Raw genomic sequence first — 17,370 nt, forward strand, 5'->3', positions numbered from 1 at the left:
ACCACCCTACGCAACGACTTTGGTCTCGGTCGTCGTCGGCCGATGGCCGTAGCGGCGGGCCGGATGGCCCCCGCACGGTACGGGTGACCCTGCCGAGCCGCCGAGGAGCGCCCGTGCCGACCGAAGCCGACCCCGCCGACCGTCCCGCCACGCCGCACACCGCCGACGCCGCCCAGGCCGACCGTCCCGCCGCGCCGGAGGCTGACGCCGGCCTCGCCGACCGGCCGCCGCTGCGGCGCAGGCTCCCGCCGGTGATCGCGTTGCTGCTGCTCGCGCCCTGGGCGGCCGAGTGCTCGTGGGGTGGATTCGCCATCGACGACTTCCTTCCGGTGCTGATCTTCCTGGGTCCGATGTACGGCGGCGCGGCGATCCTGATCCGGGAGACCGCCCGACACCTCGGCGCGGGCTGGCCGACGATCGTGCTGCTCGCCGCCGCGTTCGGGGTAGTCCAGGCCGGGCTGGTCGACCAGTCGCTGTTCAACCCCGACTTCCTCGACGACACCCAGTACGCCGACACCCGGGCCGCCGCCGAGGCGACGCTGGTGCCGGGGCTCGAATTCAGCCTCCGGCAGGCCTTCGACTACGTGGGCAACCACATCGTGCTGACGATCTGCGCGCCGATCGTGCTGATCGAGTCGTTCCTCGGGGCGGAGCGCCGGCTCCGGCCGTGGCTGGGCCGACCAGGTCTCCTCGTCGTCGGTCTGGTCTACCTGCTCGGCAGTCTGTTCATCTTCTCGGACATCAACGAGGACAAGGGCTTCCTGGCCAGCCCACTGCAAATGACCTTCGCCGCGGTGGTGGTCCTCGCACTCGTTACGACGGCTCTCCTGCCGCATTGGCGACTCCCAGGCCGCCCGGCCGGTGGTGCACGGGGGGCAGCAGAGCAAAGGGGACCACGCCGCATCCGTCGGGTGCCGCATCCGCTGTGGGTGGGCCTGTTGGTCGTCGTCGTCCGCCTCGGCAGCGACCTCACGCCGAGCTGGACGGGGGTGGCCATCGCGCTTGGGCTCGCCGCCATCGTGGCAACCACCATCGCCTACTGGTCGTCGCGCAGCGGGTGGGGGCAGCGGCATGTGCTCGCCGCCGGCTCGGCGAGCCTGGTCAGCGCCGCCGCGTTCGCGTACCTCGTGCCGCCGTACTCCCCGGCGAGCCCGGCGGCGGCCCTGGCCGGCGACATCGCGGTCACCGTCATCACGGTCACTCTGGTCGCGGGAGCGTGGTGGCGGCTACGCGCTTCGCCCGCTGTTCACGTCGGCGCAAGCTGATGCTCCCCGGCAGGTGTCAGCCTCCGTGCGGGTACGACCTAACGGAGGAAGTCCTTGACACTCAGAAGAGCATTCACCGCGCTCACCGCAGCCGGTGTCGCCGCCGCCAGCCTGACCGGGGCCACCCCCGCGTCGGCCGGAGCGCACCACCCGGGCGGGTCGCTCGCTTTCGACCGGGTCGCCACCTACCCGGTGTTCCAGAACCGCCCGGCCGGTGAGGACCCGGCGACCGCGACGGTCGCCGAGATCTCGGCGGTCAGCGAGGACGGCCGCACTCTGATCCACACCGACGCACTGGCCAAGCGGATCGGCTTCCTGGACATCTCCCGGGCCGACCGGCCGCGCGGCCTCGGCACGCTCTCCCTCGCGCAGCTCGGCGACGCCGAGGACGAGCCGACCTCGGTCGCCGTGGTCGGGAAGTACGTGCTGGTGGTGGTGAACACCAGCAGCAGCTTCACTGAGCCGTCCGGTCGCCTCGACGTGATCGAGTTGGCCGGCCGCAAGCGGGTGGCCAGCTTCGATCTGGGCGGCCAGCCCGACTCGATCGCGATCAGCGCTGACCAGCGGTACGCCGCGATAGCGATCGAGAACGAGCGCGACGAGGAGGCCACCCCGCCCGGCGGTGAGGAGGGCGACCTGCCCCAGGCGCCCGCCGGTTTCGTGCAGATCGTCGACCTGGTCGGGAAGTCCCCGGCCGGTTGGCGGCTGCGGCCGGTCGCGCTGACCGGCGCCGACGGCAGCGCGTTGCCCGCGTTGGTCCGGGCGGGCCTCGCCGCGCCCACCGACCCGGAGCCGGAGTACGTCTCGATCAACAGCCGCAACCAGCTGGCCGTGACGCTCCAGGAGAACAACGGCGTCGTCCTCGTCGACCTGCCCACCGGCCGGGTCACCCGGGTGTTCAGCGCGGGCACCGCCACGATCAGCGGGATCGACACCAGGAAGGACGGTGTCATCGACCTGACCGGCAGCATCACCGACGTGCCGCGCGAGCCGGACGCGGTGGCCTGGATCGACGACCGGTACCTCGCCACGGCCAACGAGGGTGACTGGCACGGCGGCACCCGCGGCTGGTCCGTCTTCGACAGCCACAGCGGCCGGGTCGCCTGGGACGCCGGCAACACCTTCGAGCGGCTCGCCGTCACGTACGGGCTGCACAACGAGGACCGGGCCGGCAAGAAAGGCACCGAGCCGGAGGGCGTGGCGGTCGCCTCGTACGACGGCGTGCGGTACGCGTTCGTCGGCTCGGAACGCAGCAACTTCGTCGCCGTCTACGACCTCACCGACCCCACGAGGCCGGTGTTCAAGCAGGTCCTGCCGACCACCAACGGGCCGGAAGGGCTCCTGCCGATCCCGTCGCGCGGGCTGCTCGCGGTCTCCAGCGAGGAGGACGACGCGTCGGTGAACGTCCGGGCGTCGGTGTCGCTCTTCCAGCTCGGTAAGGGCAGGCCGACGTTCCCGAGCATCGTGTCCGGCACCGATCCGGCCGGCGCACCGATCGGCTGGGGCGCGCTCGGCGCGTTGAGCGCGGCACCGGGCAAGCGGGACCAGCTCTACAGCGTCACCGACTCGGCGTACACCCAGACCCGCATCCTCACCATCGACGCGAAGCGGACGCCCGCCGTGATCACCGGCGCGCTGCCGGTGAAGGACGCGGCCGGAGCACCCGTCGGGTACGACGCGGAGGGTCTCTTCGCCCGCCCGCAGGGTGGCTTCTGGCTCGCCGTCGAGGGTGCCAAGGGCGCGGAGAACAAGCTGGTCCGGCTCGACGAGGCCGGGGTGACCCGGCAGACCGTCGCGCTGCCCGCCGAGGTCGCCGCCGGTCTCGGTAAGCAGGGTCTGGAGGGCGTCACCGCGACCACCGACCGGCAGGGCCGGGAGATCGTCTGGGTGGCCGTGCAGCGGGAGCTGGGCACCGACCCGGCCGGCGTCGTCCGGCTCGGCCGGTACGACGTCACGGCGGGCACCTGGAGCTGGTTCGGTTACCAGCTCGAGGCGACCACCGTGCCCGGCGACTGGATGGGCCTCTCCGAGATCACCGTGGTCGGCGACCGGTTGGCGGTCGTCGAGCGGGACAAGCTGAACGGCCCGGCCGCCACGGTCAAGCGGATCTACACGGTGCCGCTGCCGGGTGCGGCGGCGACCGGCCCGCTGACGGTGTTGCCGAAGACGCTCGCCGTCGACGTGTTGCCCGCGCTGCGTGCCACCAACGGCTGGACCCAGGAGAAGCTTGAGGGTCTGACCGTGGCCGGCAACGGCGAGGTGTACGCGATCACCGACAACGACGCGGTGCAGGACGCGACCGGCGAGACGGTGCTGCTGCGTCTCGGCGACAGCCGAAAGGTCTTCGGACACCGCTGATCCGCCAGGCCCGGCGTCCACCAGCGTGGACGCCGGGCCGCGCGGGACTACTCCTTGATCGGCACGACGTCGGTCGGGCGTTCGACAGTCACGGCGGTGCCGTAGTCGAACAGTTCGAGGGTCGAGTTGGACGTCCCCGTGTCGAGACGGCCCTTCGCCGTCGACTGCCAGGTGGAGGTGAGCGCCACCGTCGCGATCCGACCGTCGCGGTCCAGCGTGACGTCGCCGGTCGTGCTGCTCGACCCGTCCCTTCCGCTCTCGGCATAGCTGAAGTGCAGTGAGCCGTCCGGGTTCTCGGTGACTGTCGCGTTCGCGCGCTTCAACGCCGCGAACAGGGCGGCCGGGTCGGGTTCGGCGGCACCCAGGACCTCATTGCCGTCCCCGTAGAGGGAGAGCCGGTCGTACGTCCCCGGGTACTGGCCGTAACGGCCGTACGTCTCGCCCGGCCCCTTGTCGGCCGGCAGCGGGCTCAGGGGGCGTTCGCCACCCTGGTACCGGGTGCCGTTGATCAGCAGTTCGGTCATGACCGAGTCGTCCTGTGGCGCGCGGACGTAACCGGTGGCGGTCCTCGGGTCGAACGCGCCCTCGTAGGTCAGCCCGCCCGGGCCCGAGTTGGTCAGCCGGATCCGGTAGCTGATGTTCTCGCTGGCGGCGGCGGCCGAGACGAGCCGCATCGCCGGTGAGACGGGCTCCGGTCGCGCGGCCTCGGTGGTGACGCCGGGCCGACCCGACGGTGAGGTCGTCGGCACGGTGAGCGCGGTGCCGACGCCCAGCGCCAGCAACGCGCACGTCGAGCCGACCAGTGCTGTGGTCCGGCGTCGGCGGCCCCGCCGACCGCGCTCGATCAACGCACCCACCGGGGGTTCGGAGCCCGTTTCGCCGTCGACGATGTCGTGCAGCCGTTGGGCGAGACGGTCATCGATGCTGTTCATGACTTTCACCTGCTTACCAAGTCGAAGGATTCCTCAAGGAGGTGGCGCAGTTTGCCCAGCGCCCGGGCGTTCTGGCTCTTGACGGTGCCCAGCGAGCAACCCAGCACCTGGGCGACCTCGCGCTCGCTCAGGTCCTCGTAGTGGCGGAGCACCACCACCGCTCGCTGCTTGGCCGGCAGCGACATGAGCGCCCGGCGCAGGACCACCGCGTCCGGGCCGACGCCGTCGGCCGCGGCGGCCCTGTCGGGGACGTCCGCGAAGAGGCTCTCCCGGCGACGCCGCCGCCACGCCGACGTGTGGTTGTTGACCAGGGCCCGGCGCAGGTAGGCGTGCGGGTCGCCGAGCCGGGACAGCCGCCGCCACCGCTCGTAGACCTTGACCAGGCTGTCCTGGAGCAACTCCTCGGCCCGCCACCGGTCGCCGCTGAGCAGCATGGCCAGCCGGATATGTCGCTGCCACGCCACCTCGACGAACGCGACGTAGGACCGGTCCGCCGCGGACAGTGGTTTCTGTTGGTCGGTCACGCGCCTTACACGCCGCGGGGTCACCGAAGGTTGTCAGGCCGAGGGCAGTTCCGGGCCGCCGTCGAGCAGGGGCGCGAGCAGGTCGTCGTACTCCTCGACCCGGGCCAGGACCTCGGCGGCGGTGAACTGGCGGACGGCAGGCCTCCGGCCGCGGGCGCCGGCCTCGACCTCGTCCCAGGTCAGCGGCGTCGACACCGACGGCACCGACTGGGCCCGCAGCGAGTACGGCGCCACCGTCGTCTTCGCCGCGTTGTTCTGGCTCCAGTCGATGAAGACCTTGCCCGGGCGGAGGTTCTTCGCCATCTTCGACACGATCAGCTTCGGGTGGGCCTTCTCCAACTCCTGGGCGATCCGTCGGGCGTAGTCGGAGACCAGATCGGACGACTGGGTGCCGGCGATCGGGCAGCAGAGCTGCATGCCCTTCTTGCCGGAGGTCTTCGGGTACGACTCGATCCCGTCGTCGGCGAGCCGGTCCCGCATCAGCACCGCCACCGGGCAGCACTCGGCGAGCCCGGCCGGCGGCCCCGGGTCCAGGTCGACGACCATCATGTCCGGGTGTTCGCCCACCTTCCACTGGGGCGTGTGCAGCTCCAACGCGGCCAGGTTGGCCAACCACACCAGCGTGGGCAGGTCGTCGGCGACCACGTAGTCGAGGGTTTCCCGGCCCTTCGTCGACCCGGGCGCGGGCAGGTTCTCCACGCGCACCCAGTCCGGGGTCGCGGCCGGCGTGTTCTTCTCGAAGAACGACTTGTCGTCCACCCCGTTGGGGAAGCGGATCCGGGTCACCGGCCGGTCCCGCAGGTGCGGCAGCAGCACCGGCGAGATCCGGGTGTAGTAGTCGATCACCTCGCCCTTGGTGAAACCCGCCGCCGGGTAGAGCACCTTGTCCAGGTTGGACAGCTCCAGCGGGCGGCCCTCGACGTCCACCCGTAGCCGCTCAGCCGGCATCGTCGACCTCCTCCGGAGGTTTGTCCGGGCGCAACCGCAGCACCCGGGGGAAGCGCAGCCGACCGTCGGGGGTGCGTTGGCCGTACTTCACCTCCACCACCACCCGGGGTTCTACCCAGATGGCTCCCCGGGCATCCTCGCGCGGCACGCCGGGCGCGAACGGTGACGCGCCGGACCGCAGCGGCTCCAACGCGGCGAGGAGCTGACGCTCGATGGCCGCGCCGATCCCGCCGCCGACCCGACCTCGGTAGATCAACCTGCCGTCCGGGCCGGGCACCCCGACCAGCAGCCCGCCGATCCGGCGAGCGCCCGGTCGCCAGCCACCGACGACGAAGTCACCGGTCACCTCCAGCTTGACCTTCACCCAGTCCGGTGAGCGCACCCCCGGGCGGTAGGCGGCACCGAGCCGCTTGGCCATCACGCCCTCCAGGCCGTGCTCGCCGGCCGCCTCGTAGGTGGCCGGCCCGTCGGCGAACATCGGCGGCACCGCCCAGCGGGCGCTCCCCAGCCCCAGCCCGTCCAGGGCCTCCCGGCGGCGCTCGTACGACCAGCCGGTCAGGTCGTCGCCGTCGAGCCGCAGCAGGTCGAAGATCATGTACGTCACCGGCGTGACCGCCGCCAGCCGGGCGGCCTTGTTGCGGTCCCGCACGTGCATCCGCTCGGCCAGCGCGGTGAACGACGGCTGCCCGCCCTCGCCGAGCAGCACCACCTCGCCGTCGAGCAGCGCGTCGTCGACCTGCTCGGGCAGCGAGGCCAGCTCCGGGTACGCGGCGGTGATCTCCACGCCGGAACGGGCATACAGGTGCTGAGCACCGCCTGAGATGTCGGCGAGCGCGCGGACCCCGTCCCACTTGAACTCGTACGCCCAGCCGTCACCCGCCGGGAGCGGCCCGGTCATCGCGAGCATCGGCTTGAGCGGCGCGCCGGGCACGACCCGACTGTAGTAGCAGGCCGAACACCTCGCGTCCGGTTCTTTCGGATGCGAGCATGGTCGATACCGGGGAAGGGAGCGCAGGATGCGTGCCATCTGGAAGGGAGCCGTGTCGTTCGGGCTCGTCTCGATCGGGGTGAAGCTCTACTCCGCGACCGAGGAGAAGGACATCCGGTTCCACCAGGTGCACCGCGAGGACGGCGGGCGGATCCGCTACAAGCGCACCTGCTCGGTCTGCGGCGAGGAGGTCACCTACGACGACATCGCCAAGGGCTACGACATCGGCGGCGGCGAGATGGTGATCCTCACCGACGAGGACTTCGCCGACCTGCCGCTGACCAGTTCCCGGGCGATCGACGTGCTGGAGTTCGTGCCGGCCGAGCAGGTCGACCCGATCCTCTACAACAAGGCGTACTTCCTGGAGCCGGAGGGCGCGGCGACCAAGCCGTACGTGCTGCTGCGCGACGCGCTGATCGACTCGGAGCGGGTGGCCATCGTCAAGGTGGCGCTGCGCCAGCGGGAGCAGTTGGCCACGCTGCGGGTCCGTGAGGGTGTGCTGCTGCTCAACACGATGCTCTGGCCGGACGAGATCCGTACCCCCGACTTCGGTTTCCTCGACGAGGATCTCACGGTGCGTCCGCCGGAGCTGGCGATGGCCAGCTCCCTGATCGACTCGATGACCGGCGAGTTCGAGCCGGACGTCTTCACCGACGACTACCGGGCCGCGTTGCAGGAGGTCATCGACGCCAAGGTGGAGGGTCGCGAGGTCGTCCAGCCGGAGGAGGTCGAGGAGGCGCCGGCCGCCGCAGTGGACCTGATGGCCGCGTTGAAGGCGTCGGTGGAGCGCGCCAAGGCGGCTCGCGGTGAGCAACCCGCCCGTGGTGGCGGTGGCGGCGGTGAGCCGACGCCCATCTCGTCGGCCCGGTCCGCCCAGAAGGCGGCCGAGAAGAAGGCCGCCAAGGCCCCCGCGAAGAAGACCACGGCGAAGAAAGCCGCCGAGCCGGCGAAGAAGACCGCCGCCAAGAAGACGCCCGCGAAGAAGACGGAGGCGGCGAAGAAGACGGCCGCCCGCAAGACCACCCCCCGCAAGAGCGCCTGACCGGTACGGCAGCGGCGGCGGTGTCCGCCGGGCCGGGTACGCTCCGCCGGCCGCTGGCCACCGGAGGAGCCCCCATGCCGTACACCCCTGATCTGGACCGGTTGTTGACGCCCGGAGCCTGCTTCACCGACGAGCACGGCGGATACCTGATCGAGGTGCACCCGGTTGGTGAGATCGTGCTGCCGACCGGTCGGGTGGTCGGGTGCGACCCGCTGGTGTGCCCGGAGGCCGAGCCGTTCACGGTGACCGTGCCGCCGGGGCGGTACCCCGCCCGTGCCTGGGTGGCGGTGGTGCTCCGCGAGGACACCGAGGTGGACCGGCGGGTGGCCGCGTTCGAGCTGGTCGTCTCGGCCGAGCCGACCAGTCGGTGGGAGCCGGCCGTCGCGGGCGACCAGGACGTCGCCGCCCTCGGCGCTGACGACTATTTCGGGTACGGGGTGGACGCCGGTGCCGGCACCCTCGCCGACCCGACGGCGCTCGGTGTCCTGGAGAGCTGGGACTACGACCGGGTCGAGCAGGTCTTCATCCCCGACAAGCTGCCCTCGTCCCCGGTGCCGGGGCTGATCACCGCCGTGCTGGACGAGGCCAGTGGTGCCAACGTCGTCACGGTGGCCACCGGTTGGGGCGACGGTTGCTACGGCACCTGGATCGGCCGTACCGCCGACGGACGGGTCACCTCGTTCGTGACCGACTTCATGGTCGTCCCGGAATAACGCCCGGGAAGGTTCCGGAACCGCCTCGCTGGGCGATCCGTGGCGTGCGCGGCGGGCACGGTGGGCCGCAGTGCGGGTACCGTGTGCGTCGGCTTTCCCCCCGGCACCGGGTGCCGGCCACACTTCGCAGCAGGGAGTCGACGACGTGAGCGAGCGGACGCAGCAGAAGGGTCCGGACCAGAGCCCGGCGACCAAGTCGGGGCGCCGGTTGGCCGCCCAGTTGGCGGAGAAGAAGGCAGCCGACGCGAGGCGGAAGCGCAACGCGTGGGCCAGTGGCCTCGTCGCGGTCGTCGTGGCCGGAGGTTTGATCGGCCTCTTCGTGGCGATCGGCGGGGGCGACGACAAGCCCAAGAACCAGGCCGACGCGACCCCGTCCGCCTCCGCTCCGGCCCCCGACGCGCCCGGCGCTCCCCCCGCCCCGCAGCTCCCCGAGGGGGCCGACCCGGCGTTGGGCACCAAGCCGACAGTGACGCCGGGCACGGGTGACCTCAAGAAACTCACTGTCACCCCGTTGATCAAGGGCACTGGCCCGGCCGTGCAGAAGGGCCAGAACATCACCACCAACTACGTGGGGGTGTTCTACAAGGACGGCAAGGAGTTCGACTCGTCCTGGAAGGCCGGGCAGCCGGCCACCTTCCCGATCGGCGTCGGTCAGGTCATCCCCGGTTGGGACCAGGGTCTGGTCGGCGTGAACGTGGGCAGCCGGGTGCAGCTCGACATCCCGGGCGAGCTGGCGTACGGCAACGACGAGGCGAACGCCGGCGGACGCCCGACCGGCCCGCTGCGCTTCGTGGTGGACATTCTCGCCGCCCAGTAATCCGACCGAATCGCCCCGGTTGTCCGCTGGTCGCGATGGAGTTGTTCACATGGGGCTTCCGGCCCGTCACCCACCGGCAGTAGGTTCGGCGTCACCCCGGGCGGTTCGCCGCCCGGGGTGATCATCCGTAACCGGGACGCGGAGGTGCGTGTGACGGCGTTGGACGAGGCTGGGCGGACGGCCCGCGTGATGTGGGCGTACTTCGAGCCGGTGCACGCGGTCACCTACCTCCATCCACGGGCCCGCGCCGCGTACGAGGCGGTCGGGTTGCGCGGCTACTGGCGAGGCTACTTCGCCGGCCGCGCCGCGCCGCTGGGCGCGACCGAGGCGGCACCGGTGGTCGCCGCCTTCTTCAACTTCGCGCCGCCGATGGTGGCCCGGGCGCTGCCGGCGGTGTGGCGGCTGGCCACCCCACAGGAGGCGCTCCGCGCCCGCCTGACCGGCGCGGTGCAGGCGCTCGCCGAGCTGACCTACGAGCTGCCGGAGGCGCACCTGGCCGAGGCCGCCGACCTGCTGGAGCGGGCCGCCTCGGCGGTGGAGACCGGCGGCCGGGTGCTGGGCGCGGCCAACGCGGCGCTGCCGGTCGGGGAGTACCCGCTGGCCCGGCTCTGGCAGGCCGCCACGACGCTGCGCGAACACCGGGGGGACGGGCACGTGGCGGCGCTGGTGGCCGCCGGGCTGGACCCGGTCGAGACGTTGGCCGGACGGGTCGCGCTGGATGGTTCACCCCCGCAGTACCTGTTGGGCCGGGGCTGGTCCGAGGAGCAGTGGAAGGCCGCCCGCGAGCGGCTCGCACAGCGGGGCTGGCTGACCGGGGACGGCGCGGCCACCGACCACGCCCGGGCCGGGTTCCAGGCCGTCGAGGACGCCACCGACCGGGCCGCCGCGCACCCGTGGCAGGCGCTCGGCCCGGACGACGCGGATCGGCTCCGGGAGCTGTTGGAGCCGATCGCCAGGTCCGGCCACACGCTGCTCCCCGAGGGCAGCCCGCTCGGCCTGCCCGCGCTGCCCGGCTGACCGGGCGCCCACCGGTCGGGCAGGATGGTGCCGTGACGGATGCGGTGGTCTTCGACCTGGACGGCGTGATCGTGGATTCCGAGCCGGTGTGGGAGGAGGTCCGCCGGGCGTACGTGGCGGCGCACGGCGGGACGTGGCAGCCGGACACGCAACGTCGCCTGATGGGGATGAGCACCGGCGAGTGGGCCCACTACCTCAGCGGTGAGCTGGGCGTGGACCGCACCGCCGAGCAGGTCGCCGCCGAGGTCGTCGAGGAGATGACCCGGCGTTACCGGGACCACGTACCCCTCATCGACGGTGCCGACCTGGTCGTCCGAGGGCTGACCGGGCGCTGGCCGCTGGGGTTGGCCAGCTCGTCGCCGACCCGGCTGATCGAGGCGGCGCTGGCCGCCACCGGCCTGACCGACGCGTTCGGCGCGACCCTCTCCACCGAGCAGACCGAGCGGGGCAAGCCCGCGCCGGACGTGTACCTGAGCGTCGCGGAACGCCTCGGCGTCGACCCGGCCCGCTGCGTGGCGGTGGAGGACTCGTCCAACGGGGTTCGCTCGGCGGCTGCGGCGGGCATGCGGGTGGTGGCGGTGCCCCATGGTTCGTACCCTCTCGACCCGGACGCCGCCCGGCTGGCCACCGTGACGCTGGGCGCGATCGGTGAGCTGACCCCGGAGCTGGTGGACGGCCTGGGTTGACCGGGGCCGGGCGGGGTAGAGACCACGAATGAAGGCCATCGTGTACGAGCGCACCGGCGACCCCTCGGTGCTGGAGCTGGTCGACCGGCCGGTGCCGGAGCCGGGCGCGGGCGAGGTGCTGGTCCGGATGGCGGTCTCCGGGGTCAATCCGACGGACTGGAAGTCCCGCCGCAGCTCCGCGCCGGACGGGTGGCAGATTCCCGGGCAGGACGGCGCGGGGGTGGTGGAGGCCGTCGGCGAGGGGGTCGACCCCGATCTGATCGGTGAGCGCGTCTGGATCTGGGAGGCGGCCTGGCAGCGGCCGTGGGGCACCTCGGCGGAGTACACGCTGGTGCCGGTCCGGCAGGCGGTACGCCTCGGTGACGCCCCGTTCGAGCTGGGGGCGGCCCTGGGCATCCCGTTCCTCACCGCGCACCGCTGTCTGACCGCCGGCGAGTTCATGCCGGACACGCTGCGCGCCGGGGCGTTGGCGGACCACACGGTGCTGGTGCAGGGCGGGGCGGGCGCGGTCGGCAACGCCGCTGTCCAGCTCGCCCGCTGGGCCGACGCCACTGTCGTCGCGACGGTGAGCAGCGCGGAGAAGGCGCAGCTCGCGGCGGCGGCCGGCGCCTCCCACGTGATCAACTACCGGGAGCAGGACGTGGTCGAGGAGGTCCGCCGGATCGCCCCCGACGGGGTGCACACGATCGTGGAGGTCGCCCCGGCCCGGAACGCGGCGGTGGACGTGCAGGTGCTGCGGCACGGCGGGGCGGTCTGCGTGTACGCGGACGACGGGGGCGCCGACCTGACGATCCCGGTCCGTCCACTGATGGTGCCGAACGCGCGTTGGCAGTTCGTGCTGGTCTACACGGAGCCGAAGGCGGCCAAGGCGCAGGGTGTCAAGGACGTGGCGGCGGCGGCCGGCCAGGGCGCGCTGCGGGTCGGCGCGGAGGCCGGCCTGCCTCTGCACCACTACCCGCTGGCCGAGACGTCAGCAGCGCACCAGGCGGTGGAGGACGCGACGGTGGGCAAGGTCCTGGTGCGGACGAGCGACGCCTGATCGGGTCGCGGACCACCCGATTTCGCCGTCATCAGGACAGAGGCGAAGAACTTTCGCAACAATGACGGTGCGGGTCATCCGCGTGGAACGGGCGGCCCCGGCGCGGTGCGAACGCCGGGGCCGCCCTCCCGGGGAGGGATTGTGTTTCAGGAGTTACCCCTGCCCCAACAGGCGACAGTGCCGGGGAAAACGTTACGGGGCTGTCAGCTCCCGGACAGTCAGCTCACCCTCGGCGTACCGCGAACGGACGACCTTCTTGTCGAACTTGCCCACGCTCGTCTTGGGCACCGCGTCGATGAACGCCCAGCGCTCGGGCAGTTGCCAACGCGCCACCGAGTCGGCCAGGAAGTCCCGCAACTCCTCGGCGGTCACCGAGGCGCCCTCCCGCACCACCACGGTGGCCAGCGGTCGCTCGTCCCACCGCTCGTCCGGCACGCCCACCACGCACGCCTCCAACACCGCCGGGTGGGCCATCAGGGCATTCTCCAACTCCACCGAGGAGATCCACTCACCCCCGGACTTGATCACGTCCTTGGCGCGGTCGGTCAGCGTGATGTAGCCGTCCGGTGAGAGGGAGCCGACGTCCCCGGTACGCAGCCAGCCGTCGCGGAACTTCTCCTCGTCCGGGGCTTCGTCACCGACGTACCGTGCGGTCACCCACGGCCCCCGGACCTCCAACTCGCCCACGGCCGTGCCGTCGGCGGGCAGCGGCTCGCCCGACGGCCCGACGATCCGCGCCTGCACGCCCGCCGGCACCCGCCCCTGCGTGTAGCGGTACCGCCACGCCTGCTCCCCGGAGACCCCGGCGGGTGGACGTGAGACGGAGCCCAACGGGGACATCTCGGTCATGCCCCAGGCGTGGATGACGTCGATCCCGTGTCGCTCGTCGAACGCGTGCATCAACGCCGGCGGGCAGGCCGAGCCGCCGACGATCACCTCGGTGAGCGAGGACGTGTCCACCTCGTGGCCGTCCAGGTAGGCCAGCAGATCCGTCCAGATGGTCGGCACCGCGCCGGCCAGGGTGGGCCGCTCGGTGGCGATCATCTCGGCGATCGGCGCGGCCTGGAGGAACCGGTCCGGCATGATCAGCGACGCGCCGGAGAGGAAGGCCGCGTACGGCAGACCCCAGGACATGGCGTGGAACATCGGCACGATCGCCAGCTCCCGGTCGGTCGGCCCGAGACCGAAGCCCTCCGGCATGCAGACCTGCAACGAGTGCAGGTAGATCGAGCGGTGCGAGTAGGCCACACCCTTCGGGTTGCCGGTGGTGCCCGAGGTGTAGCAGAGCGCGGCGGCGTCGCGCTCGTCCACCTCCGGCCAGTCGTACACCTCGGGCCGGTCGGCGAGCAGCGCGTCCCAGTGGTGCACGGTGATCCGGTCGCCGGCCGCCGCCACCAGCGGCGCCGGGTCACCACCACCGACCACGACGACGTGCCGCACCGTGCTCAGCTCGCCGATCACCCGGGCCAGCAGCGGGATGAGCGTGGTGTCGACGAGCACCACCCGGTCCTCGGCGTGGTTGGCGATGTAGACGACCTGGTCGGGAAAGAGCCTGATGTTGAGCGTGTGCAGCACCGCGCCCATGCTCGGCACCGCGAAGTAGGCGACCAGGTGCTCGTTGTTGTTCCACATGAAGGTCGCGACCCGCTCGTCACCGGTCACGCCGCACTCGTCGCGCAGCGCGTGCGCCAGCCGGGCGGCGGCGCGGCCCACCTCGGCGTACGTCATCCGACGGGGTTCGGCACCGGTCCAGGTCACCACCTCGGCCGTGCCGTGCACCCCCGCGCCGTGCTCGAGGATCCGGGAGACCTGGAGAGGGGCGTCCATCATCGTGCTACGCATGGGTAACAAGCTAGTGTCGCCGGTCACACGTTGGGAACCCCCGTAAGTTGTCGCAGGTGAGCATCTCCTGGGCCGACTCGTACGTGGGGCAGTTACGCGCAATCGCCGGGGACCGGACGCTGATGTTCGTCGGCGCTCGTGCCGTGGTCAACGACAACGCCGGGCGCATCCTGCTGATCCAGCGCTCGGACAACGGCCAGTGGGCCATGCCGGCCGGCGCAATGGAACTGGGCGAGTCGATCGCCGACTGCGCCGTCCGGGAGGTCCGCGAGGAGACCGGGCTGCGCGCGTTGCGGGTCTGCGCGTTCGCCCTCTACACCGGCCCGGACCGGACCAGCACCAACATGTACGGGCACACGTACCAGGTCTTCACGACGGCGTTCAAGGTGGAGGAGTGGGACGGACAACTGGCCCGGGTCACCGACGAGACCACCGACGCGGGCTTCTTCGCCCGGGACCGGTTCCCCGCCCCGCTCTCCACCTCGGTAGCGGAGACCCTGGCCGACCTGGACGTCTTCGAGCAGACGAACCGGCTCATCCTGAAGTAGGTCGGCCCGGGTCGGGTCGCGTCACTGCGGGTGGCGCAGCCCGGCGAAGAACCCCTCCTGGATCCAGCCGCCAGCCGGCTGATCGTCATCGGCGGTGACCGCTTCCTCGCCGACCACGTCAGCACCACCACCGCCGACCCCGACACCGACGCGACAGCCGCCCGGGAGTTGGCCGCGACCTGGTGGGACGGCGCCTACCGCCGCCCGGCCTGACGCGATCAGATCATCGTCTGGGACTTGGCCTCCATGTCGGCGGCGGCCTCCTCCTTGGATTCGCGGGTCAGCGGCTTGCCGCCCGGGGCCGGCGCCTTACCGCCGAGCGGGTCGGCGCCGCCGGTGGCGCCCTGCGGACCGGCGCCGCGCAGTTGGGTGTTGGGCAGCGTCAGCGTGACCACCACCGCCAGGATCGCGATCAGACCGGCGGTCAGGAAGACCATGTCCAGCGCGTCGACGAAGGCTCCCTGGATGGCCGCGCGCACCGGTCCCGGCAGGGCCAGGATGGTCGCCGGATCGTTGATCGAGATGTTGGCGCCACCACTCGCCGCCACGGCGGCCTGCTCCTGCGGCGGGAGCTGCGCGATGGCGCCGGGCAGCCGGTCCGCGAGCCCGCCGGTCAGCCGGGACGAGAGCACCGTGCCGAGGATCGCCACCCCGAACGAACCACCCAGCGACCGGAAGAACGTCGCCGACGAGGTGCCGGCCCCCAGGTCCCGCACGGAGACCGCGTTCTGCACGGCCAGGATCAGCGACTGCATACACAGACCCAGCCCGACACCGATCACCACCATGAACCCGAAGGCCACCCAGAGCGAGGTGGTCACCTCCAGCCGGGTGAACAGGAACATGCCGGCCAGGAGGGTCACCGACCCGGCCACCGGGAACCACTTGTACCGGCCGATCCGGGTCATCGCGCGACCGGTCAGGATCGACGTGATGATGATGCCGGCCATCATCGGCAGCATCAGCAGACCACTGCGGGTCGGCGAGGCGCCCTTGACGATCTGCAGGTACAGCGGGATGAAGATGATCGAGCCGAACATCACCAGACCGATGATGAGCAGCGCCGAGTTGGCCAGGGCGAACGTCGCGCTGCGGAACAGTCGCAGCGGCAGGATCGGCTCGGCGACCCGGGCCTCCTGGAGGACGAAGAGCACCCCCAGCACCGCACCGACGACGAACAGACTGATGATCACGCCGGAACCCCAGGCGTACTCGGTGCCGCCCCAGCTCAGTGCGAGCAGCAGCGCACTCACCCCGGCGACCAACAGGCCGGCACCCAGCCAGTCGATCGAATGCTCCCGGCGCTCGAACGGGATCAACCGCATCACGTGGTAGCAGACCACGATGGCCAGGATCGCCAGCGGCACGTTGATGTAGAAGATCCACCGCCAGTCGGTCTCCGCGAAGTACCCACCGACCAGCGGCCCGGCCACCGACGAGATCCCGAAGACCGCACCGAACAGACCCTGGTAGCGCCCGCGCTCGCGGGGGGAGACCACGTCCGAGATGATGGTGAACGCGAGCGTCAGCAGTCCACCCGCGCCGAGGCCCTGGATGCCCCGGGTGACGATCAGCTGGGTCATGTTCTGGGACAGCCCGGCCAGCAACGAGCCGACCAGGAACGTGCCGATCGAGAAGAGGAAGACCGGTCTGCGCCCGTACAGGTCGGCCATCTTGCCGTACAGCGGGGTCGACGCGGTCGAGGCGAGCAGGTACGCGGTCACCACCCACGAGTAGTGGTTGATCCCGCCCAGCTCGCCCACGATGGTCGGCAGGGCCGTGCCGACGATGGTCTGGTCGAGCGCGGCCAACAGCATGCCGGTCATCAGACCGAGCATGAGCAGCCGGATCTGCTGACGGTTCAGCACCGGCGCGTCCGAGGCTTCGGTGGTCATGTGGCCTTCTATCCGGCGAGCCGAGGAACATGCCCCCAATCCCCAAAAACCCCACTCCCGTTCTCGTTGATCAAGAGGTTTGCGTCAGGAAACACCGGAATCTGACGCGAACCTCTTGATCAACCAGGGTGGGGGGTGGGGTGGGTGGGGTGGGTGGGGTTAGGCGGCGAAGGTTTGGGTGATCTTCTGGCAGAAGGCCGGGAGGTCGTCGGGGTTGCGGCTGCTGGTCAGGTTGCCGTCGGTCACGCACTCCTCGTCCACCCAGGTGGCGCCCGCGTTGGTCAGGTCGGTACGCAGGGTGGGCCAGGAGGTGATCCGGCGACCCCGCACCACGTCCGCCTCGATGAGCGTCCACGGGCCGTGGCAGATCACCCCGACGGGCTTACCCGCGTCGAAGAACGCCCGCACGAACCGCACCGCGTCCGGGTCGCCCCGCAGGAAGTCCGGGTTCGCCACGCCACCGGGCAGCACCAGCGCGTCGAAGCCGGCGGCGTCCGCCTTGTCCGCTGTCACGTCCACGTCGTACGTCGTGGACTGGTCCAGGTGGTTGAAGGACTGGATGGTGCCGGGCTTCAGCGAGACCAGCTCGACCGTCGCGCCGGCGTTCTCGACCGCCTCGCGCGGCTGGACGTACTCGACCTCCTCGACGCCGTCGGTGGCCAGGAAGGCGATCCGCTTGCCGTTCAATGCCGCTGTCATGTCGGTACATCTCCTCTCCGGGGTACCTCAATCCCCTTCCCAGCTCGGAACGCCCGA

Annotated in this window: 17 protein-coding genes; 10 read left to right on the forward strand and 7 right to left on the reverse strand. The window is 71.5% G+C overall.

The features are described from left to right. The first annotated feature begins 113 nt into the window (after window positions 1–113). Complete coding sequence (locus tag GA0070612_RS03955; RefSeq protein WP_231924461.1) at window positions 114–1,265, forward strand: hypothetical protein; 1,152 nt, start codon at window positions 114–116, stop codon at window positions 1,263–1,265. Between the two features lie 54 nt (window positions 1,266–1,319). Beyond that, on the forward strand, window positions 1,320–3,623 hold the full coding sequence (locus GA0070612_RS03960; protein WP_088986683.1) for an esterase-like activity of phytase family protein: 2,304 nt from the start codon (window positions 1,320–1,322) through the stop codon (window positions 3,621–3,623). A gap of 47 nt (window positions 3,624–3,670) precedes the next feature. Here the strand turns inward: GA0070612_RS03960 and GA0070612_RS03965 are convergent, their stop codons facing one another. From GA0070612_RS03965 to ligD (GA0070612_RS03980), 4 genes are read right to left on the reverse strand one after another with little or no spacing between them, the layout of a single operon-like run. After that, complete coding sequence (locus GA0070612_RS03965; protein WP_088986684.1) at window positions 3,671–4,555, reverse strand: hypothetical protein; 885 nt, start codon at window positions 4,553–4,555, stop codon at window positions 3,671–3,673. Between the two features lie 5 nt (window positions 4,556–4,560). Further along, window positions 4,561–5,079 (reverse strand): SigE family RNA polymerase sigma factor, encoded by a 519-nt coding sequence (locus tag GA0070612_RS03970; protein ID WP_231924462.1) that lies wholly within the window; start codon window positions 5,077–5,079, stop codon window positions 4,561–4,563. A gap of 33 nt (window positions 5,080–5,112) precedes the next feature. Continuing rightward, a complete protein-coding gene (ligD, locus tag GA0070612_RS03975) occupies window positions 5,113–6,027 on the reverse strand; it encodes a non-homologous end-joining DNA ligase (protein WP_088986685.1) in 915 nt (304 codons plus the stop codon). Next, the gene (gene ligD, locus GA0070612_RS03980; RefSeq protein WP_088986686.1) at window positions 6,017–6,958 is read right to left on the reverse strand and encodes a non-homologous end-joining DNA ligase; all 942 of its coding nucleotides are present in this window, start codon (window positions 6,956–6,958) and stop codon (window positions 6,017–6,019) included. Before ligD (GA0070612_RS03980) ends, ligD (GA0070612_RS03975) begins: the two co-directional genes overlap by 11 nt. Window positions 6,959–7,043: 85 nt before the next feature. On the opposite strand from ligD (GA0070612_RS03980), the gene ku reads away from it, so the two are divergent. The 6 genes from ku to GA0070612_RS04010 all read left to right on the forward strand — a co-directional run bounded on the left by ku (window position 7,044) and on the right by GA0070612_RS04010 (window position 12,329). Then, the gene (gene ku / locus GA0070612_RS03985) at window positions 7,044–8,057 is read left to right on the forward strand and encodes a non-homologous end joining protein Ku (RefSeq protein WP_088986687.1); all 1,014 of its coding nucleotides are present in this window, start codon (window positions 7,044–7,046) and stop codon (window positions 8,055–8,057) included. A 74-nt stretch (window positions 8,058–8,131) separates the two neighbouring features. After that, window positions 8,132–8,770, forward strand: coding sequence for a DUF4241 domain-containing protein (locus GA0070612_RS03990; RefSeq protein ID WP_088986688.1), 639 nt, complete (start codon window positions 8,132–8,134; stop codon window positions 8,768–8,770). Window positions 8,771–8,915: 145 nt separating this feature from the next. Further along, window positions 8,916–9,587 carry an FKBP-type peptidyl-prolyl cis-trans isomerase gene (locus tag GA0070612_RS03995; RefSeq protein WP_088986689.1) on the forward strand — a complete coding sequence of 224 codons (672 nt, stop codon included), beginning with the start codon at window positions 8,916–8,918 and terminating at the stop codon, window positions 9,585–9,587. Window positions 9,588–9,776: 189 nt separating this feature from the next. After that, complete coding sequence (locus GA0070612_RS04000; RefSeq protein WP_088991254.1) at window positions 9,777–10,604, forward strand: SCO6745 family protein; 828 nt, start codon at window positions 9,777–9,779, stop codon at window positions 10,602–10,604. Beyond that, entirely contained in the window at window positions 10,601–11,290 is a 690-nt protein-coding gene (locus GA0070612_RS04005) for an HAD family hydrolase (RefSeq protein ID WP_408630556.1), read from the forward strand. Before GA0070612_RS04000 ends, GA0070612_RS04005 begins: the two co-directional genes overlap by 4 nt. A 28-nt stretch (window positions 11,291–11,318) precedes the next feature. Next, window positions 11,319–12,329, forward strand: coding sequence for an NADPH:quinone reductase (locus tag GA0070612_RS04010; protein ID WP_088986691.1), 1,011 nt, complete (start codon window positions 11,319–11,321; stop codon window positions 12,327–12,329). A 192-nt stretch (window positions 12,330–12,521) separates the two neighbouring features. Here the strand turns inward: GA0070612_RS04010 and GA0070612_RS04015 are convergent, their stop codons facing one another. After that, the gene (locus GA0070612_RS04015) at window positions 12,522–14,156 is read right to left on the reverse strand and encodes a fatty acid--CoA ligase (RefSeq protein WP_197699404.1); all 1,635 of its coding nucleotides are present in this window, start codon (window positions 14,154–14,156) and stop codon (window positions 12,522–12,524) included. A gap of 71 nt (window positions 14,157–14,227) precedes the next feature. On the opposite strand from GA0070612_RS04015, the gene GA0070612_RS04020 reads away from it, so the two are divergent. Both GA0070612_RS04020 and GA0070612_RS04025 read left to right on the forward strand, forming a co-directional pair. Then, window positions 14,228–14,719 carry an NUDIX domain-containing protein gene (locus GA0070612_RS04020; RefSeq protein WP_088986693.1) on the forward strand — a complete coding sequence of 164 codons (492 nt, stop codon included), beginning with the start codon at window positions 14,228–14,230 and terminating at the stop codon, window positions 14,717–14,719. A gap of 30 nt (window positions 14,720–14,749) precedes the next feature. After that, the gene (locus GA0070612_RS04025; RefSeq protein WP_088986694.1) at window positions 14,750–14,932 is read left to right on the forward strand and encodes a hypothetical protein; all 183 of its coding nucleotides are present in this window, start codon (window positions 14,750–14,752) and stop codon (window positions 14,930–14,932) included. A 5-nt stretch (window positions 14,933–14,937) separates the two neighbouring features. Here the strand turns inward: GA0070612_RS04025 and GA0070612_RS04030 are convergent, their stop codons facing one another. Further along, a complete protein-coding gene (locus GA0070612_RS04030; protein WP_088986695.1) occupies window positions 14,938–16,614 on the reverse strand; it encodes an MDR family MFS transporter in 1,677 nt (558 codons plus the stop codon). A gap of 159 nt (window positions 16,615–16,773) precedes the next feature. Continuing rightward, window positions 16,774–17,313 (reverse strand): type 1 glutamine amidotransferase domain-containing protein, encoded by a 540-nt coding sequence (locus GA0070612_RS04035; protein WP_088986696.1) that lies wholly within the window; start codon window positions 17,311–17,313, stop codon window positions 16,774–16,776. Window positions 17,314–17,370 lie beyond the last annotated feature (57 nt).

It is taken from the genome of Micromonospora chokoriensis (assembly GCF_900091505.1).
Taxonomy (GTDB): Bacteria; Actinomycetota; Actinomycetes; order Mycobacteriales; family Micromonosporaceae; genus Micromonospora; species Micromonospora chokoriensis.